Below are 26,574 nucleotides of genomic sequence, written 5' to 3' on the forward strand. Positions count from 1 at the left end.
ACCACAGGCATTGAAAATGCCCTAACGTTTTGGTTTACGAAATGTTCTTTTTAACGAACGCAACAGAGGCATTGCTCCCAGGACAATATTCGCCCACGGACGCCCCAGCGATATCACCACATGTTCGATCGATCGACGTTCACTCCAAAGCCGGTTAATCATTGGGTGATTTGGAACTGCACAGGAGTCGACCCAGGGTGACTTTTGCGATTCGAGAAATTGCTGCATTTTGTGGAGCTGAACCAGCATCCCGGGAGAGTATTTTTTGTACTCCTGGTCAAAGGCAATTTTGTATTCGAAGGAACCTCTCCGGGAGAGCAGCGTGCAGAGCATCGCCACAGGCTCTCCATCAAGGAACATTCCCAGCACCTCAACATCACCCGCTCTGGTCCCACTGGTGACGAGTTCACGAAAGAATTCTTCCTGCTGAGGATCCTGCTTCAAGGCAGAACCCTCTTCTCCTTTCCAGCTTTTCAATTCCAGATCAAGAAACCAGTCTGCCCAGCATTCGCCGTATTCTGGATCTCCATTCGTGCGAAACTCGACCTGTCCGAGATTGTTCATCCGCCGGAGTTGACGTCGATATTCTCTGAAGTGATGCCGTCCAATGTTTTCAGTCAGCAACTCATCGTAATTGTGCCCGACCGTCAGAATTGCCCTTGAATAATGATCGTAGTGATAGGTGGTCAACAAGTTGTCGCGAATCAGGCGATGCAGTTCCTGATGGACTCGCCCTTCCGCAAGAGCCATTGGAAGCTCAACAAGATCGACTCGCGGTTGCATCGTTCGCAGGTGTTTCAGCAACAGCTTAAAAACTTGCTGTTCCGACCCACTTCGTATCAATGGAGAGGTCAGGAAGCTGAGTTCGGACTTCCAGAGAGAAAGCTCAGCAAGCCGAGAGGGGCCTCGCCCCCTTACAAATGGGAAAAAACCTAGCAGCTTGTTGTCAGCATCATCTTTGATCAGAACGACTTGCCAGTCTTCTTGCGAAGCTAACTTTTTCACTGCTGCTTGAAAGAACGTTGGTTCGTAGAACGCATTACAGAATTCGGTCTGCTGAGCCAGTTCGCTCCATTCGCTAACCCACTGATCCATTTCTGACGGGGAGGAGAGCGTGATGGCTGTTATCTGGCCCTCGGTTGTCAACGGGCCAATCGAGGAGGGAACCTGAACTTTGTCGACTTGGCGGGTCTCTTCAGGAGAGCATGCAAGTTGCACTTCGGACATGAATTGTCTTTCCGGACTAGGACGATTTCGAGGAGAATTATGGGTTCAAAACGTCTCGCTGGGAGGGGGAAGTCCGGTTGATATTTGTCCTGATTCTTTCATGGGTGCATTCCGAAGTGTTCTCTTTCACAATTGATGACAGGGTTTCACAGACATGTCGCCTCACCCAAATCCTCTTTTGTGAATCATGCTGAACGTCGCTCAGCTACCTTTCTCATCACGAAATGCGGGAGCAAATCGAACATTGGTCTTCAAGTTCTGCCTCGTGGTAAGCAATCCACGAAGTCATGACTGTGGTCTTCACGGGCACACGGGAGAGCAAATTGCTCTAGAACTGATCCTGAACTCTGAATTTGCTCTCTCAAGCACTGAGAAAAGCGAGAATTTCACAAGTTTCCGGACTGGTTCTAAAAATGGGCGTTGTCGACTCCAAATATCAGTTTTCCTGTTTTTTGAGTTGACGGTTCAAAAATATACCCTGCCGCCGCAACAATGCTCCCGATTCCCTACAATTCCTAGCCTCTTCCTCTGTGACACAGCTCACCAGCACGACAGAACTCAAGGAACCGTTGCAATCAGACCTCAGACATGTTTGAATCAATCAGCATCCATACCTCATCTGTCAGAGTGCACGCATTAATAGGGTTAAGTATGAAAACTCGCTTTGGTTCTCAGAGTTTCCCTCTGGTAAGCATTTTCTTGTTGCAATTTTGCATCACTGGTCCAGTTGCAGCTGACCAGAAGGCAAATCAATCAACGAAACCGAATGTCCTTTTCATCGCGATTGACGACTTGAACGACTGGGAAGGCTGCATGAGCGGGCATCCACAGGCCAAGACCCCGAATATTGACCGTCTGGCTGCTCAAGGCACACTTTTCACCAATGCACATTGCCAAGCCCCACTTTGCAATTCTTCCCGAACCAGCTTGATGACCGGGTTACGCCCTACGACGACGGGTGTGTATGCGCTTCAACCCTGGTTTCGTACTGTCGACAAATTCAAGGACCATGTAACCCTCCCGCAGCACTTTAAGGCAGCTGGTTACAAAACACTCACTGCCGGGAAGATCTACCACGGCGGCTACCCTCCCAAAAACGAGAAGCTGAAGGAGTATGACGTATGGGGTCCGGCAGCTGGTGTCGGCGTTCGCCCGCCTGAAAAACTGGTCGAAACACCAATGGGCAATCATCCGCTCGTCGACTGGGGGACGTTTCCACACAAAGACGAAGACAAGGGAGACTGGAAGGTTGCCAGCTGGGCAGTCGATCAACTCGCTTCTCCACCGGAAGAACCGTTCTTCATGTCTGTCGGTTTCTTTCTGCCTCATGTCCCATGCTACGCCACACAAAAGTGGTTCGACTTTTATCCTGAAGATGAACTTCTCCTGCCGAACGTTCCGCTGGACGATCGCGCGGATGTCCCGGAATTTTCCTGGAAGTTGTATTGGTACTTGCCGGAAGTTCGCCTCTCTTGGCTGAAAGCCAATCAACAATGGAAACCACTTGTCCGTGCCTATTTGGCTTCAGTCAGTTTTGTTGACAGCCAGGTCGGTCGAGTTCTGGATGCACTCGAAGAAAGCGGAAAGGCAGACAACACGATTATCGTCCTCTGGTCCGATCATGGTTGGCACCTCGGAGAGAAAGGGATCACCGGCAAGAACACTCTCTGGCACGAATCGACCCGCGTCCCACTTATCTTTGCCGGACCGGGTATCGAATCGGGAGCGATCTGTAAACAGCCCGCGGAACTCCTCGACATGTTCCCGACACTCATCGATTTGTGCGATCTTGCTCCTCGGAATGACCTTGAAGGACACAGTCTGGTCCCACAACTCAAGAATGCAGACGCTCCGCGAAAGTGGCCTGCCATCACCACGCACAACGCCGGGAATCACTCTGTTGTGACAGACCAATATCGATACATTCACTACGCAGACGGTTCCGAAGAATTATACGACATCCTGCATGATCCAGATGAATTCACGAACCTTGCAAACGATCCACAGTTTCAGAAAATCAAAGCATCGCTGGCAAAACTTTATCCTCGTAATGATGCCCCTCCTGCCCCGGGGAGCAAGTCCCGCCTATTGACAAAAGAGGGAAACCAATGGTTTTGGGAAGGCGAGCCGATCATTGAGTCTCAACTCGTGAAGTAACGCAAACAACACTTCTGAAATCACTCTGATACACTGGAAAGACAATCACGTTTTCAGATTCTGTAAGAACCCATCAGCCATTGTGGAAACTTCCAATCTTCACGATGACACTCATTTCATTTTCGAATACGCACAAGCTGTTCAGGATTTCTCATGAAACCTAGCCTCGCCGTTTTATGTCTGGTGATATGTTTCGCATCATCCCCATTGATGAGCCAGGAAGCACCCCCGACACCAAAAAAAGTGACATCGCTCCAGGAACTTGTTGAGATCCTCAAAGCAGAGAAGATCGAACATCAAGCCAATATTCCAGAGCAATACGTCGTGATCCCTGTGAAACGGGGAGGCTTGAACTCTGCACAAGTTATTCGCTGGGCGGCCCGCGACGGTTTTGTCCATTTCATTCAAGTTATTCCTGTACAGATCCCTGATGAGAATCTGACTGTTGTCGAATCAGCGATGGTGCGAATCAACCATAGCTACCCGGTCCCCGGACTTGGGATGAATCACGATAACAACACCACCTACTTCCGATTCACCGTCCCGATTCTTCCACGTGGATTTTTGCTGGAAAGTGAAGTGAAAGAGTACTTCAGCTTTTCTGTGAACCAGGCTGTCCAGCTTCTCCCAACAATCAAAGCTCTTGCCCAAGGCGAAGTCGCAGCGGAAGATGCCTTGGAATTTCATCGCAACCGAATTCAACAGGCTCTCGGTCCGCTCGGAGCATGGCGTCGCGAGTTCGGCGATAGTCAATGGGTGATGAAAGTGACCCCCAAGGGAGAGGTGACTCTCGAGAAAGATGGCAAAATTGTCGTTGATTCTCTCGTCAATGTGAAAGATGATCAAATGACATTTGACGATGTGACCGGCGAATTAGCTGTTGAAGGAAAAGGGACTTACAAATTCAAAATCGAAGGCAAAACGATGACATTCACCGTCGTCGAAGATGCCAGCGAAGGCCGAAAACAAGTCCTCAGTAGCGGTCCCTGGACTCGCTGACGAAATCGCCTTTCACTCGAACAGACCTGCGAGCTTGTCTCCCTCTTATCAATTTCAAAATTCTCAGAGTTCCGGGTGAAAACGAACCATTCGGCCTGCTGAAACCCCGGATTTAATGGGAAAAACCTTTTGATCTCTGAGAAACTGAGATTGAGGACTCTGAAGCTGTTGTTTCAAGCGCAAGCGATTCTAAACTAGAGCAACTTTCGAATTGGTTTTCAGGTTCTGCCTCGTGGCGAACAGCATTTTTATAAGAGAAATGCGATCCTCACGGGCACACGGTAGAGCAAACTGCTCTACTGTTTCATCAGACTTGATTTGACAGGTCGTCGACATCTGGAATGTACGCCAGCAGGCATGCAGAGGGACTGTTGCGACGTGTCACTCCAGGCCTGACGAGATCTTTTGAAAGTGATGTAGGCGCTCAGCCTCGCGGCGAGCCGTCTATGAAGTCATCAAAGTGACCTTCACAGACACGACAAAAATTGAAACTGCTCAGTTGAGACAAATCGCTCGATGAGCGAGGTCGGTCTGCATCTTCCACCAAACAGAACTTTTTCATTGAGAGCCGATCCAAAACTTGATGATGGTCTCTCAAGCACTGAAAAAATAATCAACCTGAATTTCGGATCAACTCCGAATTGAATTTCATCCTTCGACCCGAGTCCAGCGGCTTCATTGGACACTTCCTTTTTTAAGTGCGGCCTGTTGTGAAGCCGCGTTAGATATCTATACAGGTGAATCATGTCCACTGCGGCAGATGTTGAATCCACTCTTGGAGCGTTCGTCGATCCTCAATTCGAAATCCCCCTCTCGCGGGCGAAGATGCTCAAAGGCGTCACGGTCGAAGGAGCCAAAGCGACCGTTAAGATCGAACTCCCTACTCCAGCATATCCCAATCAGGAACAGTTGAAGGAATCGCTCCAGTCCGCCGTTCGAGAAAAACATACTGATCTCGAACAGGTTGACGTCGAGATCACGAGCGTTGTCCGTGGGAAAGATTCCGGAGCGAAGGTCGGACTCAAGGTCAAGAACGTCATCGCCGTCGGGAGTGGAAAAGGGGGCGTTGGCAAATCGACGGTCGCTGCCTGTTTAGCCTATGGGTTAAAACATTTGGGAGCGAGTGTGGGACTGATGGACGCTGATGTCTATGGGCCGAGCGTTCCCCATCTGCTCGGAGCCACCGGGCAACCCGCGATGCGTCAAATTCAAGCCCCGGATGGTCGGACTATCGAACGGATCGTTCCGATTGAAGTCGACGGCATCAAGTTGATGTCGATGGGGTTTATGGTCGGAGAAGACCAGGCGATTGTTTGGCGTGGCCCAATGCTTCACAAAGCTCTCAGCCAATTCCTCCAACAAACCGAGTGGGGCGAACTGGATTATCTGGTTGTCGACATGCCTCCAGGAACGGGTGATGTTGCGTTGACCCTTTCACAAATGGTTCAACTCGCCGGAGCCGTAATCGTTTGCACCCCACAAAAAATTGCATTGCTCGATGCAGGCAAAGCGATTTCAATGTTCCAAACGGTCAAAATTCCGATCCTCGGAATGGTCGAAAACATGACTGGTGATATTTTCGGACGCGGAGGAGCAAAAACCAAAGCGGAAGAAATGGGAGTTTCCTTCCTTGGAGAAATTCCGTCAACTTCCGATGTTCGCATCAAGGGAGACGAAGGAAAGATCTCTGCTCTTGTCGCCGAAGAGAACCCTGCACGTGAAGCGATTCTTGAAATCAGCAGCAATGTTGCCATGCGAATCGCCAAAGAAATCATGAAGAATCCAACAATGCCAACGCTCGAAATTCTGTAACGTGACGGACTTTTTACAGGCCACTCTGTAAAAGTCCTCACTTCAGAGTCTCGATTGACTTCACACTCACTACTTCACTCTGGCGACTTTGTGAAAGTGAAGTTCAACTTCCCGATCGACGACCCGGCGAAGACCTTCAGCGAGACAGCGCGGTTCGTTGTCTTTTTCTCCACGCTGAATGATCTCTTCCAGGGGAGTCCCGGGGTGGACGGTGAATGTGCTTTGTTGAATGATTTGATTCCCGGCATCAAGCTCGGGGACGATGAAATGGCACGTCGCCCCATAGCTGAGCATGTGGTGACTATAGGCATCGTGATACGGTCGGAACCCCGGAAACGATGGCAGGACTCCGTGATGTAAGTTGATGATCCGCCCCCCTGCAAACTCCCAGCAGGCTCGCGGCGGAACGATGCGCATGTATCTCGCCAGAACGATGTAGTCGACGTCGTACTCGTCGAACAGACTTACAAACTTGTCGTCATCGGGAACACCTTTGGAATCCCCGATGTTGTGGAACTCGACACCGAACTGCTCCGCGATTCCGCGACACGAATCCCGGTTTCCAATCATCACCGGGACAGTCGCGTTGAGACGCTTGTCGCGAATATCTCGAAGCACCGCGAGTGCTGGCTCCGGGCGATAGGTTGTGCAAAGTGCAATGCGAGGTGGACGGTCATGTTCATCACGCGCCCAAACCCGAATCTTCAGCCCCTTGAGTTCCCCGATCTGATTCATCCGCTCTCGCAGCACCGAAATCGGTTCATCCTCGGCCGGCCATTCCATACGAATCAGCATCGCGAACAGTTGCTCAAAGTCGCGGTCGTACATTTGAATCTCATGAAGATTCGCTCCGGACTGTGTCACGTAGTGGACAATCGGATCTGCAAGCCCCCGATTATCAGGACCAACAGCGGTGATAATGACCTGCATAAAATTGACTCAACTCTCTGTATGTCTCTTTGCGGATTCCAGGGAAAGAAACAGGGCAAAATTCAGCGAGGAAATGTGCTGAGGAATCACGGAAACGATTCGCTGAAGAGCCCCAATAGCAAAAAATTCAGCAAGTGTGGGGAGTATCGCAAGTTTTGAAATGCGCTCACATCGTCGATTTCGCAAACGGATCAACAAACCGCTGAGCAACAGACTCGGGCCAGTTGCTCAGCGGGCATAACTGAAAATTAAAGGATTTTCGAGCGCAGCTCTTCGAGCAAGCTGACGGCTGCCCCGACGTCCGCTTTCTGCTGATCACGATCTTCCGGAATTTCTCGTTCAATCGTGAGTGGTCCGGTATAGCCGATTTCTTTGAGCGTCCGCAGATAGGTTTCCATACCGACGTCACCTTGGCCGAGTGCGACTTCACAACCCCACGCCGTACCACGTTCACCTTCAGGTGCCCACGTTCCATCTTTGCAATGAATACTCCGCACGAGGTGCCCGACTTTTTTGAGTGCTTCGATCGGATCGCCGGTGCCGTAGAGAATCATGTTGGCTGGATCAAAGTTGATGAAGAGGTTGTCGCGGTCGACATCGCTGATGAATTCAAGAAGATGGTCCGCCGTTTCCTGACCGGTTTCCAGGTTCAGTTGTTGACCATTCTTTTTGATGTAATCCAGCAAATCGCGAGTCACTTCCAGCAGCCCTTTGTAATCGTCTCCGTTTCGATCTTCCGGAACGAATCCAATATGCAGAGCGACCGTCTGGACGCCGAGCAGCTTCGCGAAGTCAGCGATTTCTTTCATTTCCTGAGCACGCGCTGCACGTGTCTCTTGAGGAACGAGCCCGACTGTTTTGACAGTCTCAGCGATGCTCGCATAACTTTCCCCTTCGAAGCCTCCGAAAACACATGTGACTTCGATTCCAGCGTTTTTGCACTTTTGCAAGAAGTCTTTCGCGGTTTGTTCCGTTCGCGTTTCCTGATGTGGAGCGTGAATCTGAACTGTTGGGATCTTCAATTCTTCCACAACGTCAAGACGAACTCCCAAACCAGCATCGACAGAGGTAAACACCCCGATAGGCCATTGACTCATTGATATTCCCCTGAAATAAAATTCGACCGTCTCGTTTTAGACAGTGCCATGATCGACAGTCTATTGCTGTCATTCTTGACAGTGTCTTAACGAAACTGCAATTCTTGAAACAACACCCGATGAGAGACGTCTCTCGGGTCAGCTTGTCCGGTTCTGTCTTGCGGTCGAGATCGTGTGCAAGACCAGACAATTTCCATCGCTCACAATAGAACGTAGACAATATAACAACTCGTGCATCCTGACTCTATTGCACCGCAGCACCTCCAGAGATTGAATGCCTGAAGAGCGATAGAGCAGTTTGCTCTACCGTGTGCCCGTGAAGAACGCAGTTCTCCAGTAAAAATACTGTTCGCCACGAGGCAGAACCTGCAAACCAATTCGAAAGATGCACTAAAACAAATGGAATACAAATGCAGATTGGCTGGCTGAATCGTTTGCTGGGGAATCGTGGAGAGCGAGCAGCGGCCCGATTTCTGAAGAAATTGGGCTATCGCATTCTGTCGCGACAAGCTCGCAATCAAATTGGGGAGATTGATCTCATCGCCCGAGATGGTGAGACGATTGTCTTCGTAGAAGTGAAAACGAGATCTTCAGCAACGACCGGCCACCCCAGTGAAGCGGTCGGTGTTCAAAAGCAGAAACAGCTCACGCGGACCGCACTTGCGTGGCTGAAACAAAGAAACTTACTCGAACATCGCTGTCGCTTTGATGTTGTCTCCATCATCTGGCAGGACGGAAAAAAACCTGTCATCGAGCATTTCATCCACGCTTTCGAAGCAGTTGGTCACGGTCAGTTTTATTCCTGATTGACCTCGTGAGTGCGTAGTGCATTCTCAATAATTGAGGCGCCCGGAGGAGGTCACTTTCACGACCTTCATAGACTGCTCGCCGCGAAGTCGAGCGGAAGGAGCAACATGCGAATTGCTCTATCCACCAGAATGCCGGAAGCGTTCAATCGTCTTGGCGTACGCGGTGATGAGCTGAGAAACAACCGGACCAACAGTTCCGTCACCGATTGTTTGGTCTTCGACTTGAATAACCGGCAGAATTTCCGTTGTTGTTCCGGTAATAAAGAGTTCATCCAGCTTTGGAAGATCGTTGCGATAAATCATCGCTTCGCTGATTTCAACATTGCACTCTCCGGCAAGTTGAATCAGCAGCTTACGCGTGATTCCCGGAAGGATATTTTGCCCAAGTGGAGTTGTTAAAATACGACCGTCTCGGACACCGAACAGGCTTGTGCGAGATCCCTCGATGAGTCGATCTTTCTCATCAACGAGCAAAGCTTCAGGACATCCAGCTTCATAGGCGGTTTGGGCAGCCATGCAATTTGCCAGCAGGTTGACCGACTTAATGTCGCATCGCTTCCAGCGGAGATCTTCCAAAATGATCACACGCGTGCCGACTTTTCTCAGTTCCTGATACGGATCTTTGAAGTGTGAGACATAGATCAGTTCGCTCGGCGTTGGCGGAGTTGCCGGATATCGGTGAATTCGCGGTGCGACTCCGCGCGTCACCTGAATGTAGACAGTCCCTTCTGTGACATCGCTGGCTGCGATCGTTTCTCGTACTCGCTGAGCGATGATGTCAGCATCTGCTGGGAGTTGCAATTTTTCGAAGTTACGTCTCAACCTCGCGATATGGTCATCAAAGAGAAACGGTTTTCCGCCGTAAACTCGGAGAACTTCGTAGATTGCATCTCCAAACAGAAATGCCCGATCAAGCACTGAGACCTTGGCTTCAGAGAGCGGCATTTGCGTACCGTTCCAGTTGGCCAATGGAACTTGATCGAACATCTGACTGACATCGGGGTCATACATTATTCTGGAATCGTCTTGGGTTTGTACTCGTGTTTTCGCTTGCGAATGACAGTCGCTTTTTCAATCACGTCGTCTTTCTGCAATGAACGTACCACATCAAGCCCTTCGACCACGCGACCGAAAACGGTATGGACACTACTGGGGCTGATTTCCCGGTCCAGGTGCGGTGTTGGCAAGTGAGTGATGAAGAACTGCGAGCCGCCAGTATCTTTCCCGGCATGAGCCATGCTCAATGTTCCGGAGAAGTGGCGACGTGCGTTCGGCTGGTAGGCTTCACATTCAATATTATAACCAGGTCCGCCGCTGCCGGCTCTTTGAGGGTTGGTTTTGCTGAGTGGGCAGCCTCCTTGTGCCATGAAGTTTGGAATCACTCGATGGAACAGCAGGCCATCGTAGAACCCTTTTTCGACCAAGTTCACAAAATTGGCGACCGTGTTTGGAGCTTCGTTTTCGAAGAGTTCAAGAACAATGTCGCCTCGGCTTGTTTCAAATTTCACACGAGGAAGTTGATCATCACCGGTGGCAGCCGCTTCTTTTTCACGAATCGCCTGCTCTTTCGCCCAATAGTCGATATAGGTCTCAGACGTTCCCAGGTATTGCCCCCCCAGGTCTCCCAGAAGTTGACCTTTTTTCTTCGCCAGGCTGAGAATGCGATGAGCATCTTCAAAGTTGTGCTCTGCGAAATTTGCGACACCCGCAAAGTTGGCAGCCACATCATTTTGGGCATCCGCTTTCAGGACAGCTTCAGCAACGGCCTTTGTTGTCGGATAGTCATTGCGACTGAATGAGAATTGCATCAGTTCATTTGCAACTTCCAGAGTTGTCTCATCCTTTGGGTTCTTTTCGAGTTCTCCTGCGACCTGTTGCCCCAGTCCCGGGAAAATTTCATTCTGCAGCCGAGTCGCAATCTGGGTGTATTCTTTGACAAGCTCTTCTCGCTGTGCGGGAGTCGCTTTTTGTGCTTCTGCCTGAAGCTCTTTCAATCGAGTGAAGGAGTCTTCGCGGACTTTCAACAGTTGCTCCCAAGAGAGTTCTGCTTTCTTCTCCTGAGCATTCACGGGACCGCTCCCGGCGAACAGAAACAGACTAAGAAGCAATGCACAATGGATTCGTATAAACATTTGATCTCCGAAAATATGGATGTTCTAACTGGACAGCGTCACTTTGAATTTCGTGTCACATCGAGTTTAGTAGGTTGCGCAAAACATTGAACTGACAAAAGATGGAAAGTGTTGACCCGGATCGAGACTCAACAAGACCGGCTGAGCTGACGTTCATCGCAACCTGTCTCACACAAATTCTTTACGGAGAAAACACTCCGGAAAATTACGCTGCCGAAATTCGTGTGAACCTGAATTCATTCCGTGAGTCTAAAGGACAGAAAGAGTTCGCAAAAGTGTGGATCAAATCTGAGTGGAAACTCCTGCTTCCGAGGAGAGCGGAATTGTTCTCAAAATCAGAGAGAATTCTTGATCCTTTCCCAAAATGAGCCGTTTTCACCAGTAAGTAGCAAATAAAAACCGTACAAAAGCGAAGACAGAACGAATTCTCTCACTCTCTGAGAGACCGTTTTCGTGTTTTTCGATCACCTCACTCAATCGCTCAATTTTAGAAAGGAACAGTCCGTTACAAATCGTGAACTATTCCGCCTGGAAACATGAACAAGGCTGCTGAAGTCGTTGTCATCGAAAGAATTTATGACCACTAATGCAGGTGTTGTCAGGCAAGTCATAGCAAGATCGCGAAATCATATTCGGGATCTGCAAAGTCTGGGGCTTTCGGAATCCAAGTCGTTCACTGCACTGGAGGGTAAGACGATGAAATTTAAATTCACAGAACAATCGCTCAGAAGATGGAAAACAATCTCCGTCGCAGGCTTCGGTTTGACTGGAATTGGCCTGGCGTGCATTGTGCTGATCATTGGACAGTTGGCTCCTCCAATTCTGAATGGAGAGCCCCCTGAAGTTTCGACTTTCGAAATGGCCATTGAAGCGACCATCGGCCTGATCTTCTTGATCGCCGGTTTCACAATGATGGTGATCGGGTCGGACCCGTTCGAAGATTCGACCAACGCATTTCGCTTCGATCAGGATCAGGAACGGACATGAGCCTCGCTTCGCAGCATGCTGAAGATGTGAAGCGATGAACCTGTTGGAGGTTCATTCATTGAGGTGTGCCCGTGAAGAACGCATTTCTCTAGAGCTGGTCCTGAAACTTGAAATTGCTCTCTCAAACGTTGAGGAAAGCGACGATTCCAGAGGTTTTCGGACTGGTTCTAGTAAAAATGCTGTTCGCCACGAGGCAGAACCTGCAACCCGTTTCGAAAGATGCTCTAAGGAGATGTATACAGGTTCGAATGCTGCCACCGCGGCTTGCTCACCAGTTCCGTCTTTTCTCCTTCCGACTACCTCTGTTTTCTGTTCGGACACGCTTGATTCGGCAGAGGTTTTTTCCGCTTTTAATTGCGATCTGCGAATTGCAATCTGCCAAGTAATTCACTTAGTGTTCGGATAAGTGAATTCGGGCCTCTCAACTGTTCATTGATTTTCCACTAATGAGACGGAGAGAGAAATGGCGTTGTTTGAGCGGAAGCGATTTGTCTGGAATGAGCCCTGGTTCTTTCAACAACGAATCAGAACTACGAAGTCGTGGATCAATCTGGTTCTTCTTCTTAGTGCAATCGCTGGCGGTCTTGGCGCCCTTCTTTACTTTTCAGTCCCGGCTGGACAGCAGCCGAATCTCTTCGAAATCATCGGCATGAGTCTCGGCGCGGCAGCGGCTGTCTGGTGGATTTTTGACGGAACCGAAACACGACGCCAAGCAGTCTTGATGGAAGACTCGATTGTTGTTGGTGGCGACATGGGGAAATACTCCAGCCCGGAAACATTCAAACTGGCGGAGATTCCAGGTGCCGCCATTGTGATGCCGGAAGAATCAAAATGGCCGGAACCTGCCCTCTTTTTTCATTACGATGGAGAAGAGCAAGCCATTGGAATCGATCGAAAAGCCGGACTCTCGCGTTTGGCACAAGCACTGCATGATGTCGGGCTTCCCATTCGACTCGATGGCTGGGAACCGGGAGGAGAGAGTGAGTTTGCAAAAGAGTTTTCCTGGGAGGCAGATCCGAACACTGTCACAGGAAAGGCTAAGATCGAGACGTTGCCAGAAGGGACTCCAAGCTTAATGACTCCCGGAGGGATCATCGTCGCAATCATTACTCAGTGCTGGGCAATTGTACTCTGGCTGGTCATTGTGGCAGCCGCCATCTACTACGGGTATCAGAATTTCAACAACCTGGGAGTCGTTCGTTTGGGACTCCTGATTGTGATGTCCATCGGCACGATGTATATCGCTGGCGTCTACACAGATCGATACGCAAGTGCAAAAACTGCCAAAGGACTCACTCGGATGGCGACTGATCAAATCCGAAAACGGGATGGACTTCAAGTCGATCCAGATGCTCAGATTCTCTTGCCTGTAGAAATTTTCACACGCGATCAGTTCGACAAGTCTATTCAAAAAATTCACGAAATGGGCTTCCTTCAGGCAGACAAAGCTGGTCAACGGATGCTTTACGAAGGAAAGAAAGAACGCTGGTCGATCCCCACTGAATCGATTTATTCGTTCAAAATCGAAGAAGTTCAGACGGGAACTCCGGGACAATCTGCCATAGGAGCACTGAACTACTACGTCGTCGTCACATTCGCTGCGGAGGACAAACAGGAATTTGGTTTCCGTTTCAGCGAGCGCGACTACGGAGAATTCGACGATATCAAACGAGCTCAGGGGGGAATCAGTATCTTCGACGAGTTTGATTATCTCGTCTCGTCAAATTGAAAAACAAATCGACTTGAACTGAGAGCGTTTTCCAAATCGGCGTGCGCGATCGGTGTACGCGATCAGTCTCGTGGCGAGCAGTCTACAATTAAGTAGAACCAGTCCGAAAACCTCTGAGATCGTCGCTTTTCTCAACGTTTGAGAGAGCAATTTCAAGTTTCAGGACCACCTCTAAAGTGACCTTCGCAGGTACGGCAAGTCTTGAAATTGCTTTAAAGACCATCGCCGAAAGATGACAGGTGATCCTGCTTTTTGATAAGTTCGTCACACCATGGCTGCGAACCTCACGCCTCAGTATTACAAAGCTGAAGAAGCATATCGAAAAGCACAAACAACTCCGGAGCAAATTGTTGCTCTTCAGGAGATGCTGCGCATGATCCCCAAGCACAAGGGGACGGATCATCTGCAAGGGGCGCTCAAGTCGAAACTCAAAGAGGCTCGCGAAGCATACCAGGCGGAACTGAAAGCTCCCAAAGGGGGCAAAAGTTATCGCATTCCCAGGCAGGGATGTGGGACCGTCGTGGTGATTGGAGCACCAAATTCCGGGAAAAGCCGACTCGTTTCTGAGCTGACCAATGCCTCACCAGAAGTTGCGGAGTTTCCGTACACAACACGCGAACCGACAGCGGGGATGCTGGAATTTGAAGGGGCGTTGATTCAGCTGATCGATACCCCACCGATCTCGGGAAATCAGATCGAACCGTATTTAATTGACTTTGTCCGGACTGCCGATCTCGTTTTATTTTGCTTCGATGCCAGCTCGGACGATGCTCCGCAGGAAACAGCGGATGTCTTACGTCAACTCGAAACTCGCAAGACGGTCTTATCGGAAAAGACCGGATTCGATCCGGCTGATTTTTCAATTGTCCATGTCAAAAGCCGCTTGATTCTGACTCGCTCGAATAGCCCCGAGGCAGGCATTCGTCAAGAATTGTTACAAGAAGTCCGGCCGATCGAATTTCCTGTGATCCCGACGGATCTTGCTGTTGAAGAGCAGAAAAAAGAGCTCGCCAAGTCGATCTTTGAAGCACTCGAAAAGATTCGGGTCTATACCAAACGTCCGGGAGAACCTGTGGAATTGGTCGATCCTTATGTGATCCCGAATGGTGGAACCGTGGAAGAACTCGCTCACAGGGTTCACGAAGAGATTGCCATTTCGTTAAAGTTCGCAAAGGTTTGGGGGCAGGCTGACCACGACGGGCAAGCAGTGGGCCGAGAACATGTATTAAGTGACCTCGATATAGTCGAATTGCACAGCTGACCTCTGCAGAATATTTTCTCACTTCACGAACTACGTTGATCAGATTCAAAACGGATTGTTGACATGCGGAAGATTGGAGCACTGGAATCCTCAAAAGATGCCGAAAGGTTCCATCGCTTTCTGCGATCTGAGGGAATCGACAACCAAATTGAACAAGTCCCTCCGAGCTGGGAGGTCTGGGTTCTCAGCGATGCAGACTTGGACCGCGCCAAAGCGGAGTTGGAGTCGTTTAAAAACTTTCCTACGGATAAAAGGTTCAACGTCAAGCACGTTCCGCCTCCGAAAGCTCAGCCAGAAGCAAAAACTCCCCGCCGCAAAGCCGGTTCGAACGATATTCCTGTCACCCGATTTCTGTTGGTCTCGTGCATTGTCCTCACGATTTACACAGGCATGGGAACGCGGCATGAAGAGTTAATGGGCAAACTGAAGTTCTCGAACGTCCCGAAAGTGGGGGATGCGTTTCAAGTCCCTCCTGAGATTGTCCATGGAGAGATCTGGCGAATTTTCACACCGGCATTTATTCACGGTTCGTTCTTTCACCTTGCTTTCAATTTGTACTTTTTGTGGATTCTCGGCAACACCATTGAACGGACAAAAGGCTCCATGCTCTTTGCACTTCTTTGTTTTGTGACCGCAGCCGGCGGGCATTTTACCCAATATTTTATAGTTGGACCGAACTTTATTGGGATTTCCGGTGTTGTATACGGACTGCTCGGGTACTTATGGATGAAGCAAATGGTCTCGCCGGAAGAGGGCTATTCCATTCCCGACATTTTGATTGTTCAAATGCTGATCTGGTTAATGCTTGGCATCTCCGGAGTTCTCGAATCGTGGGGAATTCCGGTCGCCAATGGAGCCCACTTCGGCGGACTGTTGGCAGGGATGCTCCTCGGGGCATTCCCCGGACGAAAGCGCGTCGTCACCTGAGCAGCCTGCACAGCATCCACAGTCAAGTTTAGAACCGATCCTGAAACTTGAAATTGCTCTCTCAAACGTTGAGAAAAGCGGCTATTCCAGAGGTTTTCGGACTGGTTCTAAGCAAACGAGTTAGTGAACCCGAAGTCGCAGAGCGGCCAAGTCGGATTTTCAGTGGTGAAAACCTTTCTTGTAACCTTTCATCAATAAAGAATATCCAAGAGGATTTGAATAAACGACGTCCGCGTTTTTCTCGCGGGATGAGCGATGCATCACCTGAAAACACGTATCACAGATGGAAGAAACACGTTCGTGTTTGAGAGCAATTTGCTCTACCGTGTGGCCGTGAAGAAAGCGTTTCACCAGTAAAATTGCTGTTCGTCACGAGGCCGAACCAGAACACCAATTCGAAAAATGCGATAGAGCAAACAAACAGGAGATATTGTGGCAGAGAAAGCCTGGGGCGGACGATTTTCCGAACCGACCAACGAACAAGTCGAACTCTTCACCGAGTCCATTTCCTTCGATGCCCGTCTGGCTGCCGTTGATGTGCAAGGCTCGCAGGCGCATGCAAAAATGCTCGCGCACGTCGGTCTCATTTCCAATGATGAACGAGACAAAATTTGCTCGGCACTTGATGAGATTCTGGAAACGATTCAACAAGGCAAGATGGAATATCGCCCCTCGCTGGAAGATATTCACATGCACATCGAATCTGCTCTCATCGAGAAGCTCGGCGACACGGGACGCAAACTTCATACAGGTCGGTCTCGAAACGATCAGGTTTCGACAGATATCAAACTCTACATTCGCAATGCGATTGACGAGGTCGATGCACTTCTTGAAGAGCTTCAGCGTGCCTTCGTCAGCCGTGGTGATCAGGATCTGGATATCATTCTTCCCGGATATACACACTTGCAGCGGGCGCAACCTGTCAACGCAGTTCACTATTGGCTGGCCTACGCTGAAAAGTTTCAGCGAGATCGGGACCGACTGGCAGATTGCCGAGCCCGGTTAAACCAATCTCCTCTCGGTGCCGCAGCCCTTGCAGGCTCGACGCTTCCGATTGATCGAGATTTCACTTCCAAAGAACTCGGCTTTACTGCTCCGGCTGCGAACAGTCTCGACATTTCCAGCGACCGCGACTATCTGGCAGAGTTCACGTCGGCACTTTCGTTGATCGCGGTACACCTGTCAGGTTGGGCAGAAGAGTGGATTTTATGGTGTACGACAGAGTTCGGATTCCTGACTCTTTCAGACGCCTACACCACCGGTTCTTCGATTATGCCGCAAAAGAAGAACCCCGATGTACTGGAACTTATCCGCGGAAAATCAGCACGTGTGATCGCATCCGCACAGCAACTCTTTGTACTGATGAAGGGTTTGCCGATGGCCTACAACCGGGATTTGCAGGAAGACAAACTGGCAGCGTTCACCGCGTTTGATGTCGTCAAAAGCTGTCTGGGACTTGCTCCGTCGATTGTGATCAATGCAACGTTGAACCGAGACCGCATCAACAGCCGTATCGAAGAAGGATTCCTCGATGCCACTGCCCTGATGGAATACCTGATTCGCAAACAGGTTCCGATGCGGACCGGTCACGGTATCGTCGGAATTCTGGTTGCGCTGTGTGAATCAAAAAAATGCCGGTTGCAAGATTTGACTGTTGAAGAACTTCAGGAAGCGGCTCCACAAATCGAAGAAGATGTCTACGAAATTCTCGGCGCCAGCAATGCCGTGGCAGCCTTAACCAGCTTTGGGTCTGGTGGACACGAGCCGGTTAAGCATCAACTTAAACTCTGGCAGGATCGATTCGCATAGGTCAAAAGGAACGACGAGTTGGAGTTCACCCTGACGGTCCGTCACATTCCCTATCACTTTGAGAGTTCATTGCCAGTTCAACTCCAGCGGGGCAATTTATGAAATACCGTGACGCATTTCTCGCAGCCGGGATGATCGTGGCTGCCGTCGTCGGATACTCTCTCCTGATTCAGCAATTCGACATCGACCGGCTTGTCAAACGTGGTGCAAAGATCCGTGTCACTCCTGATCACAAGCCGTATTTGATAGATCTCTCTGATGAGAAGTTTAGCAGCGCCGATCTAAAATATCTAAAAAACTCACCCACAATTGAGCAACTGTACTGCTCGAACAGCAAAGTCAGTGATGAGGGAATGGAAGCGCTTTTGCATCTCCCCAACCTGAAAGAACTGGATCTCACAAAAACTGCCATTTCCGACCAGACCCTGAAAGTTCTCGCAAAAATCAAAACGCTGAAACACCTCAAGCTCTCGAACACCGCAGTGACCGATGTGGGGATCGGGTTTCTGAAGGGACATCCGTCGCTATCAATGCTTGAGGTGGATTCCTGTTCCAATATCACCGCGAAAGGGCTGATGGTCTTAAAAGAAAACCCGAAACTGGCCACGCTGAGACTTGGCGACACATCTATCAGGTATTACGAGTACTGCGAATTGCTCGAAGCGCTTTCCAAAACGATTATCCCGGTGAACGGAAAAACCTTGCTTGGACTGGGAGAGAGTCAGGCGTTCACTGGCTCAATTTTTCACAATCGATTCTCAACATCGTTCGAAGCGTTTGACTCGTTTGACAGATTACAAGATGAACCTGTCGAGATCGCCATCATGATGTCTTCCTGGGACGCAGATGATCCGGAAAGGCTTGACTGGTTAGAAAACTTTGAGGGCAAAGAGAATGTTGTCTCTTTAAACATCAATCTCAATATCCTTCACCCAGAAGAGAAGCTGTTGCTGTTTCAACAGTTTCCAAATTTAAGATGGATCGTAGTCAAGGGAAATTTCTCGCAAGAAATTATTGACGAAATCGGCAAGTTCAAATCTCTCCTTTTTCTTTCTCTGGGCATCGCCAGATATGGTGATACGGAGCCTGAAATCAATGAGCAACAAACCTTCAATTTCGCTCCTATCGCAAAGCTGGATGGTCTCACAACTCTCTACCTCAATCACCCAAGTTTGGATCGGGAATCTCTCTCGCCATTCGAATCACTTCAAAATCTCAGGCAAATATCATTCTCATCTGGAACATTGCAGGATGAAGACATTCAGTTCATCACAAAACTTCCCGATTTAGAGGTCGTCTATCTTCGTGAAAACATGCTGACAAAGAGATCACTGGATAGAATGAAACAGCTTCCTAACCTGAAATATGCTGACTTGGCACACAACGAGATTGATGACAAAAGCCTCCAGGAATTTGATAACTTTCTCACCTTCAAGCGGAATTCTGAAGAGGACAATGAATACGATGATGGAACCTCAACCATGCAATAATTATGTCATCACGCTTGAAAAAAATGCTGAAATCAAACTGCGAATGAAGATTGCAAGGCACCTGCTCAGAACAGGGATTTCGCATCGTTACAAAACCTTTCCCGAAAAACCGGTCTTGCCTCATGTCCCTCTTTCGCGATAATAGTTTTTGAGAGAGTCTACATCTCTCGGCGAATCACTGAATTTGACGAGTCAAATTCCTGATGATCGCTTTTCCTTTGGCAACCCAGTCGTTGGCGACGGACGCTGCTTTCGTCCACGCATCAGGTTTTGAAGTTGCCCAGCTTCTTTCTACCAGGGTGTATCCTGCCTGAGCGTCGAAGAGACTGCGCTCCCAGCTCGTGGCTGGTTTAGGAGGATGTCTCGTGACGAATGGTCAATCACTGCTGTCCCGGTTTTCTGACCGTCAGGATTCCACACAGTTTCTCCAGGAAAACTGGCAAGGAAGCTTTGCGGAATATCTTGATCTCGTTCGAAAGCACCCTGCCATCACTCGGACTGCGTACCAGCGCATGTACGACATGATCATCCAAGAGGGAACCTACTCAGTCGAAGGAAGTAAGGACCTCATCCGTTACAAATTTTTCGACGATCCGCATCTCGATGGCGAAGATGCAATCTTTGGTTTGACGAAGCCACTCATGGAACTCGTCAATGTGTTTCGTTCCGCTGCTCTGAAATACGGCACCGAACGACGCGTGCTACTTCTGCATGGACCAGTCGGAAGTTCAAAGTCGACAATTGCCAGACTCTTGAAAAAAGGTCTCGAACGTTACGCCCGAACCGACGCCGGGGCGCTCTATACCTTCGGTTGGAAAGAAGAGGATGGAAGTATCACCTGGGACCCCATGAACTGTGAACCACTTCTGCTTGTGCCAGATTCTTCTCGCGAGGAATTCGCCAAAGAATTGAACGAAGGGCGCAACGACGAAGGATACCCAATTGAGATCGAAGGCGATGTTTGCCCGCTCTCACGCTTCTACTTCCAGGAACGCCTGCGCGAACAAAATGGAGACTGGACGAAGGTGCTGGAATCGGTTGTTGTCCGCAGAATTTTCCTTTCTGAAAAAGACCGCATCGGCATTGGAACGTTCCAACCGAAAGATGAGAAGAATCAGGATTCCACAGAACTAACCGGCGATATCAACTACCGCAAAATCGCGGAATACGGAACGGAATCGGACCCGCGCGCCTTCAACTTCGATGGCGAATTCAACGTTTCCAACCGTGGGATGATTGAATTTGTCGAAGTCCTGAAGCTGGACGTTGCGTTTCTTTATGACCTGTTGGGAGCGTCACAGGAACATAAAATCAAACCGAAAAAGTTCGCACAAACCGATATCGATACCGTCATCATCGGGCACACAAACGAACCGGAATATCGCAAGCTCCAGTCGAACGAGTTCATGGAAGCGTTGCGAGATCGAACGATCAAAATCGATATCCCCTACGTCACGACGCTCAGCGAAGAAATCAAGATTTACAACAAAAGCTACAATCAGGCCCGCGTACGTGGGAAGCATATCGCCCCACATACACTCGAAGTCGCTGCCATGTGGGCACTGCTGACGCGTCTCGAACAACCGAAGCATCACGGCCTGACGGTTCTGCAAAAGATGAAGCTGTATAATGGAAAAACATTGCCCGGCTTTACGGCAGAGAACGTCAAGCAATTGCGAAAAGAAGCCAAACGCGAGGGACTGGAAGGAATCAGCCCTCGCTATGTTCAGGACAAAATCTCCAACGCCCTGGTGGTCAATACGCTCTCGACCAGCCTCAATCCGTTCATGGTGATGAATGAACTCGAATCCGGATTACGGCACCATTCACTTATCGGAAACGAGGAATTGCGAGAACATTACCGGCAACTGATTTCTGCGGTCAAAGATGAGTACACTGACATCGTCAAAAACGAAGTTCAGCGGGCAATCGCTGCGGATGAAGATGCTCTCATGCGATTGTGCGGAAACTATATCGATAACGTCAAAGCTTACACACAGCACGAGAAGGTGAAAAACAAATTCACCGGTGAAGATGAGGAACCGGATGAACGCCTGATGCGGTCGATCGAAGAGAAGATCGACATCCCAGAATCCCGCAAGGATGACTTCCGGCGAGAAATCATGAACTACATCGGCGCACTCGCGATTGATGGAAAACAGTTCAATTACAAAACGAACGAGCGACTTCAGAAAGCTCTCGAGATGAAGCTGTTTGAAGATCAGAAGGACACGATCAAACTGACGAGCCTGGTTTCTCAGGTTGTCGACAAAGAAACACAGGAAAAGATCGATATCGTGAAGTCACGGCTTATTCGAAATTATGGTTATAACGATGAGTCCGCCACGGATGTCTTGCAGTACGTTGCCAGTATTTTCGCTCGTGGAGATGTCAAAGAAGATGGTTGATCTGAACCACTGAACTTGTGCTACAATAGCTGGTGGTCCAAACGAGCGACCGAACCCTCCTTGAACCCCCGCCTATTTATGCCCACCTTACGTGCTTTCATCATTTCACCGGTCTTCGTTCTTCTCTGTCTACTGCAATGCCATGTCGTTGCAAACGATCAGGAGCAGTTCTTCGAATCGCAAGTCCGCCCGCTTCTTGCCAAACACTGTTTTGAGTGCCATGGCGAGAAAAAGCAACAGGGCGAATTGCGTCTCGATCGAAAGCAGTTCGTCTTTGAAAACGGTGCAGCTGGGAAAGCTGTCGTCCCCGGAAAATTGGATGAAAGCCGACTCTGGGCTGTCGTGCAGTTCGATGAATTCGACACCCAAATGCCCCCCACCGGAAAGCTTCCTGAAAAAGATCTTCTCATCCTGAAAAAGTGGATCGAGTCTGGAGCCTTCTGGCCGGAAGAGGCTCACGCTGAAGCAGTCGCAAAAAATGCGGTTCCTTTGAAAAGCGATGGCAGTATCGACTTCGAAGCTGCCATTGCGAACCATTGGGCCTATCAGCCAGTGCAGGCTCCGCAAATCCCTGAGCGAAGCCCCGCTGCGGATTACGAATCTGTCATTGATCGCTTTCTGGCAATCAAGCTCAACGAGAAGGGTCTGAAGTTCAGCGAACGTGCTTCGAAACAGACCTTGATTCGTCGTCTCTCATTCGATTTGCGAGGCTTACCCCCAACCATCGCAGAAGTTCAGGCTTTTGAAGCCGATCAGAGCAAAACCGCCTTTCGTGATCTGATCGATCGATATCTTTCCGAATCAGCTTACGGACAACGCTGGGGGCGATACTGGCTCGACATCGCCCGTTATGCGGACACCAAAGGCTACGTCTTTACAGAGAATCGGTTCTTCCCGTACGCCTACACTTATCGAGATTACGTCATCGATGCTTTCAACAATGACAAACCTTACGATACGTTTGTCATGGAGCAACTCGCTGCCGATCAACTCGGTTATGCAGAGAATGATCCGAGATTGGCTGCTCTCGGATTTGTGACGGTTGGACCACGCTTTCTCAATCGAACTCCGGATATCATCGACGATCGGATTGATGTCGTCACTCGCGGATTAATGGGAATGACTCTCGGATGCTCACGATGCCATGACCATAAGTTCGATCCCCTTCCGACGGCAGATTACTATTCGCTTTACGGAGTTTTCGACAGTTCTCAGGAACCAGACCTCCCGCCACTACGTGGTGAACTGGACGTCAATGCTCCCGGCTATCAGGAGTTTGCTACTGAACTCAAGAAACGTGAAGAGGCCTTGGAGGCATACAAAAAAACCGCTCATGAAGAGTTGCTCGTCCAGGCTCGCAATCATCTGGATGACTACTTCCCGGATGCGCTCAAATCGATGGGCCTCTTGCCAGCTGATCTGGAACTCACACCAAAACATGGCGCACTCCGCGATCGCTTGAAGTCACACTGGAAGAAGACTCTTGAACTCATGGCAAAAGAGAATCGCCCATTCCTTCTCCCCGCCACAAAGCTACTTGCATTAGACGAGAAACAACTGACAGATCAGTTGCCAACGCTGCTCGATGAACTGGACGCGAATGACGCAATCCCGGACAGCCTGATCGAAGCCTTACGGTCCGCAAAGATTGCCTCGAAAATCGATGTCGTGAACGTGTACACACAGGTTCTCTCTTCCGCGAGAGATGAGTGGAATGAATTCAAGAAAACGAACCCCGAGGCGACTCAATTCGACGATCCTGGCAAGGAGCAGGCCCGCCGAATTCTTCTCGGTAAAGGCTCTCTGTCCGATCTCGACCCCGGGGACTTCTCCCCACTTTTTGAGCGAGACAATCGGACCAAGATCAGAAACCTCGAAAAGAAAATCGATGAATGGCATGCAACGTCGCCGAATGCCCCCGCACGCTCCATGGTTTTGGTTGACAAGGAAAAACTCACCAACCCTGTCATCTTTGTTCGAGGGAACGTCGGACGTCGAGGAGATCGTGTCCCACGCCGCGGACCACAAATTCTGAATCCCAGCCCGGAGGCTGTGTTCACAAAAACCAGCGGACGTAAAGAACTGGCGGAGCAAATTGCTTCGAAGCAAAACCCACTGACAGCCCGCGTTCTTGTGAATCGCGTCTGGATGTATCACTTCGGCAGTCCTCTCGTCGACACAACCAGTGATTTCGGGTTAAGAACTGAATCGCCAACGCACCGCGAACTTCTCGATTACCTGGCCTGGAGTTTGATGCACGAACATAACTGGTCGATCAAAGGACTACATCGAGAAATTCTGATCTCGCAAGCCTGGCAACAACAAAGTGTTGATCGTCCGCAAGCCAGAATGGTCGATTCGGAAAACCAGCTGTACTGGAAGCAAAATCGGCAACGTCTCGATTTCGAAGCGATGCGAGATACGATGCTCAGCATCGCTGGAAAAATTGATCTCTCTCTGGAAGGTCGGCCGGTCGATATCGAGAAGCAACCGTTCCCGACACGACGAACCGTCTACGCCCTCATTGACCGCAATAATCCATCCGGGCTCTTACGGACCTTTGATTTTCCATCCCCGAACTCTTCCAGCCCATCACGGTCTGAAACAACTGTCCCGCAACAAGCTCTCTTCGGAATGAACTCTCCCTTCGCACAGCAAATGGCAAAAGCTCTCGCTGAGCGAGTGAAAAAATCTTCAGCAGATCCGAAAGCTCAAGTGCGACAGCTTATCGAACTCGCGTATTCACGCCCGGCGTCGCAAGAAGAAGTTGAAATGCTCGCAGAGTATCTGAAAGCGGGAAAGCTCGATGAACTCGCTCAAGGATTAATGCTCTCAAACGAATTCCACTTCGTCGACTGACCTGTAAATCAAGAATTCGTCGATTTATCCCGACGACTTCCTGGTTCGTTCAGATTCCTCTCAACATCACTCTTTCAAGAAAAGCGGTTGTCACAAACTGTAGAAAGGACTCCACTTCAATCGATGGGAGCGGTTTGATGCTGTGCTGATTCCAGGAGCTTACTATGATTTCAATCACCTCCTGAATCCTGGCGCTCGTTTTCTCGATATTCCCGCAGAATGAATTTGCTATGCCTTTGCTGAAAATCACCGGTGGACGCCTCTACGATCCTGCAAACGGCATTGACGGAGATGTCTCCGATGTCTGGATTCAGGATGGAAAAGTCATCGAAAAGCCGTTGGCAGCTGATGTTCGACCGGACCGTGAGATCGACGCGACGGGAATGGTCGTTATGCCCGGTGGTGTCGATATGCACTGCCACATTGCTGGTCCCAAAGTCAACACGGCTCGTAAAATGCAGCCGGAAGACAAACGCGATACTCCCCCTGTGAAACGTACAGAGCTCACTCGTTCAGGGACAACAGGAAGCGTTCCAAGTACGTTTGCGACCGGATATCTCTACGCTGGTTTAGGATACACGACAGCATTTGATGCAGCTGTTCCTCCTCTCTCTGCCCGTCACGTTCATGAAGAATTCCACGACACCCCGATCATCGATAAAGGTTTCTTTGTCCTGATGGGGAACAATCACTACGTGATGAAGCAAATTGCAGCGGGTGAGGACGAACGTTTGAAAGCGTACATTTCCTGGCTCCTCGGCGCCACCAAGGGCTACGCTCCTAAAATCGTCAATCCCGGTGGAGTGGAAGTCTGGAAGGAGACCGGAGGGAACGCTCATTCACTGGACGATCCCGTCGGAAACTTTGGTGTCACCCCGCGTCAAATCGTTCATGGAATCGCTAAGGCGACGAATGAGCTTGGACTTCCGCATCCTCTTCACATTCACTGCAACAATCTGGGCATCCCCGGTAATTACAAAACAACTCTCGAAACAATGAAGGCTCTCGAAGGCCAACGAGGGCATCTCACGCACATACAGTTTCACAGCTATGGCGGTGACGCAGATGATCAGGGAACGTTCTGCTCAAAGGTTCCTCAACTTGTTGAATACGTGAATGAGCACGAGAATCTGACTGTCGATGTCGGACAGGTCCTCTTTGGGAACACAACATCAATGACCGGGGATGGTCCGCTCGGATATTTCTTACACAATGTGTTCGGGAGAAAGTGGTTCAGTTCGGATACAGAAATGGAAGCGGGCTGTGGAATTGTCCCGATTGAATACAAGGACAAATCGATGGTGCATGCGTTGCAGTGGGCCATCGGTTTGGAATGGTATCTCTTAATCGATGACCCCTGGCGCGTCGCCATGAGCACCGATCACCCGAATGGAGGGTCGTTTCTGGCCTATCCGGAAATCATCGCCTTGCTGATGGAACGGTCTCGACGGGAAGAAGTGTTGAAGCGAGTTCCACCATCGGTTCGGGAAAACTGCACGCTGGGTGAAATTGATCGTGAATACTCGTTGTACGAAATCGCGATCATTACCCGGGCCGCACCCGCAAGGATGCTTGGGCTAAAACATAAAGGGCAACTCGGTCTCGGTGCCGACGGCGATGTGACCATCTATCAACCCGAGGCCGACTTACAGCGAATGTTTGAGATGCCTCGCTATGTCGTTCGACGCGGTGAAATCATCGTCGATGACAGCGAACTGAAATCCAATTCCGAAGGAAGCCTGCAACACGTCTCCCCCGACTACGATGAAGGTGTTCTCCCCGATATTCAGAAATGGTTCGAAGAGAACTACACGATCGGCTTTAGAAATTACCCTGTGGATGACTCGTACTTGCACGACAATAAAGTCATTGAATGTACGCCGGAGAATTCTTGAAGTTCACTTCAATCTTGCGAACTTGATTCATCGTCCGAAACTTGTG

At 49.8% G+C, this 26,574-nt stretch carries 18 protein-coding genes; 13 read left to right on the forward strand and 5 right to left on the reverse strand.

What is annotated here, in order from left to right; translation table 11 throughout:
* Positions 1-21 precede the first annotated feature (21 nt).
* The gene (locus ACN0YR_RS19635) at positions 22-1,227 is read right to left on the reverse strand and encodes a GNAT family N-acetyltransferase (protein WP_417850915.1); all 1,206 of its coding nucleotides are present in this window, start codon (positions 1,225-1,227) and stop codon (positions 22-24) included.
* Between the two features lie 651 nt (positions 1,228-1,878).
* On the opposite strand from ACN0YR_RS19635, the gene ACN0YR_RS19640 reads away from it, so the two are divergent.
* From ACN0YR_RS19640 to ACN0YR_RS19650, 3 genes are all read left to right on the forward strand, one after another.
* The gene (locus ACN0YR_RS19640; protein WP_417850916.1) at positions 1,879-3,384 is read left to right on the forward strand and encodes a sulfatase; all 1,506 of its coding nucleotides are present in this window, start codon (positions 1,879-1,881) and stop codon (positions 3,382-3,384) included.
* Positions 3,385-3,537: 153 nt separating this feature from the next.
* Positions 3,538-4,383, forward strand: coding sequence for a hypothetical protein (locus ACN0YR_RS19645; protein ID WP_417850917.1), 846 nt, complete (start codon positions 3,538-3,540; stop codon positions 4,381-4,383).
* A gap of 744 nt (positions 4,384-5,127) precedes the next feature.
* Positions 5,128-6,195, forward strand: coding sequence for a P-loop NTPase (locus ACN0YR_RS19650; protein WP_417850918.1), 1,068 nt, complete (start codon positions 5,128-5,130; stop codon positions 6,193-6,195).
* A gap of 69 nt (positions 6,196-6,264) precedes the next feature.
* Here the strand turns inward: ACN0YR_RS19650 and ACN0YR_RS19655 are convergent, their stop codons facing one another.
* The gene (locus ACN0YR_RS19655) at positions 6,265-7,125 is read right to left on the reverse strand and encodes a formyltransferase family protein (RefSeq protein ID WP_417850919.1); all 861 of its coding nucleotides are present in this window, start codon (positions 7,123-7,125) and stop codon (positions 6,265-6,267) included.
* Positions 7,126-7,373: 248 nt separating this feature from the next.
* Positions 7,374-8,222, reverse strand: a complete 849-nt coding sequence (locus ACN0YR_RS19660; RefSeq protein WP_417850920.1) for a sugar phosphate isomerase/epimerase family protein — start codon at positions 8,220-8,222, stop codon at positions 7,374-7,376.
* 410 nt (positions 8,223-8,632) lie between these two features.
* On the opposite strand from ACN0YR_RS19660, the gene ACN0YR_RS19665 reads away from it, so the two are divergent.
* Positions 8,633-9,028, forward strand: coding sequence for a YraN family protein (locus tag ACN0YR_RS19665; RefSeq protein ID WP_417850921.1), 396 nt, complete (start codon positions 8,633-8,635; stop codon positions 9,026-9,028).
* A gap of 120 nt (positions 9,029-9,148) precedes the next feature.
* Here ACN0YR_RS19665 and ACN0YR_RS19670 read toward each other — a convergent pair whose 3' ends face one another.
* A complete protein-coding gene (locus tag ACN0YR_RS19670; protein ID WP_417850922.1) occupies positions 9,149-10,042 on the reverse strand; it encodes a D-amino acid aminotransferase in 894 nt (297 codons plus the stop codon).
* A complete protein-coding gene (locus tag ACN0YR_RS19675) occupies positions 10,042-10,539 on the reverse strand; it encodes a peptidylprolyl isomerase (RefSeq protein WP_417850948.1) in 498 nt (165 codons plus the stop codon). Before ACN0YR_RS19675 ends, ACN0YR_RS19670 begins: the two co-directional genes overlap by 1 nt.
* 1,320 nt (positions 10,540-11,859) lie before the next feature.
* On the opposite strand from ACN0YR_RS19675, the gene ACN0YR_RS19680 reads away from it, so the two are divergent.
* From ACN0YR_RS19680 to ACN0YR_RS19720, 9 genes are all read left to right on the forward strand, one after another.
* Positions 11,860-12,150, forward strand: coding sequence for a hypothetical protein (locus ACN0YR_RS19680; RefSeq protein ID WP_417850923.1), 291 nt, complete (start codon positions 11,860-11,862; stop codon positions 12,148-12,150).
* A gap of 463 nt (positions 12,151-12,613) precedes the next feature.
* Positions 12,614-13,879 carry a hypothetical protein gene (locus tag ACN0YR_RS19685; RefSeq protein ID WP_417850924.1) on the forward strand — a complete coding sequence of 422 codons (1,266 nt, stop codon included), beginning with the start codon at positions 12,614-12,616 and terminating at the stop codon, positions 13,877-13,879.
* Positions 13,880-14,150: 271 nt separating this feature from the next.
* On the forward strand, positions 14,151-15,140 hold the full coding sequence (locus ACN0YR_RS19690; RefSeq protein WP_417850925.1) for a GTPase: 990 nt from the start codon (positions 14,151-14,153) through the stop codon (positions 15,138-15,140).
* A gap of 63 nt (positions 15,141-15,203) precedes the next feature.
* On the forward strand, positions 15,204-16,067 hold the full coding sequence (locus ACN0YR_RS19695; RefSeq protein WP_417850926.1) for a rhomboid family intramembrane serine protease: 864 nt from the start codon (positions 15,204-15,206) through the stop codon (positions 16,065-16,067).
* 432 nt (positions 16,068-16,499) lie between these two features.
* Positions 16,500-17,876, forward strand: a complete 1,377-nt coding sequence (gene argH / locus ACN0YR_RS19700) for an argininosuccinate lyase (RefSeq protein ID WP_417850927.1) — start codon at positions 16,500-16,502, stop codon at positions 17,874-17,876.
* Between the two features lie 98 nt (positions 17,877-17,974).
* Positions 17,975-19,366, forward strand: a complete 1,392-nt coding sequence (locus ACN0YR_RS19705) for a hypothetical protein (protein ID WP_417850928.1) — start codon at positions 17,975-17,977, stop codon at positions 19,364-19,366.
* 365 nt (positions 19,367-19,731) lie between these two features.
* Positions 19,732-21,774: a PrkA family serine protein kinase gene (locus ACN0YR_RS19710; RefSeq protein ID WP_417850929.1), complete on the forward strand. Its 2,043-nt coding sequence runs from the start codon at positions 19,732-19,734 to the stop codon at positions 21,772-21,774.
* Positions 21,775-21,852: 78 nt separating this feature from the next.
* Positions 21,853-24,633: a PSD1 and planctomycete cytochrome C domain-containing protein gene (locus ACN0YR_RS19715; RefSeq protein WP_417850930.1), complete on the forward strand. Its 2,781-nt coding sequence runs from the start codon at positions 21,853-21,855 to the stop codon at positions 24,631-24,633.
* 230 nt (positions 24,634-24,863) lie between these two features.
* Positions 24,864-26,528, forward strand: coding sequence for a formylmethanofuran dehydrogenase subunit A (locus ACN0YR_RS19720; RefSeq protein ID WP_417850931.1), 1,665 nt, complete (start codon positions 24,864-24,866; stop codon positions 26,526-26,528).
* The last annotated feature ends 46 nt before the right edge of the window (positions 26,529-26,574 follow it).

The sequence above is a fragment of the Thalassoglobus sp. genome (assembly GCF_048270125.1).
Classification (GTDB): domain Bacteria; phylum Planctomycetota; class Planctomycetia; order Planctomycetales; family Planctomycetaceae; genus Thalassoglobus.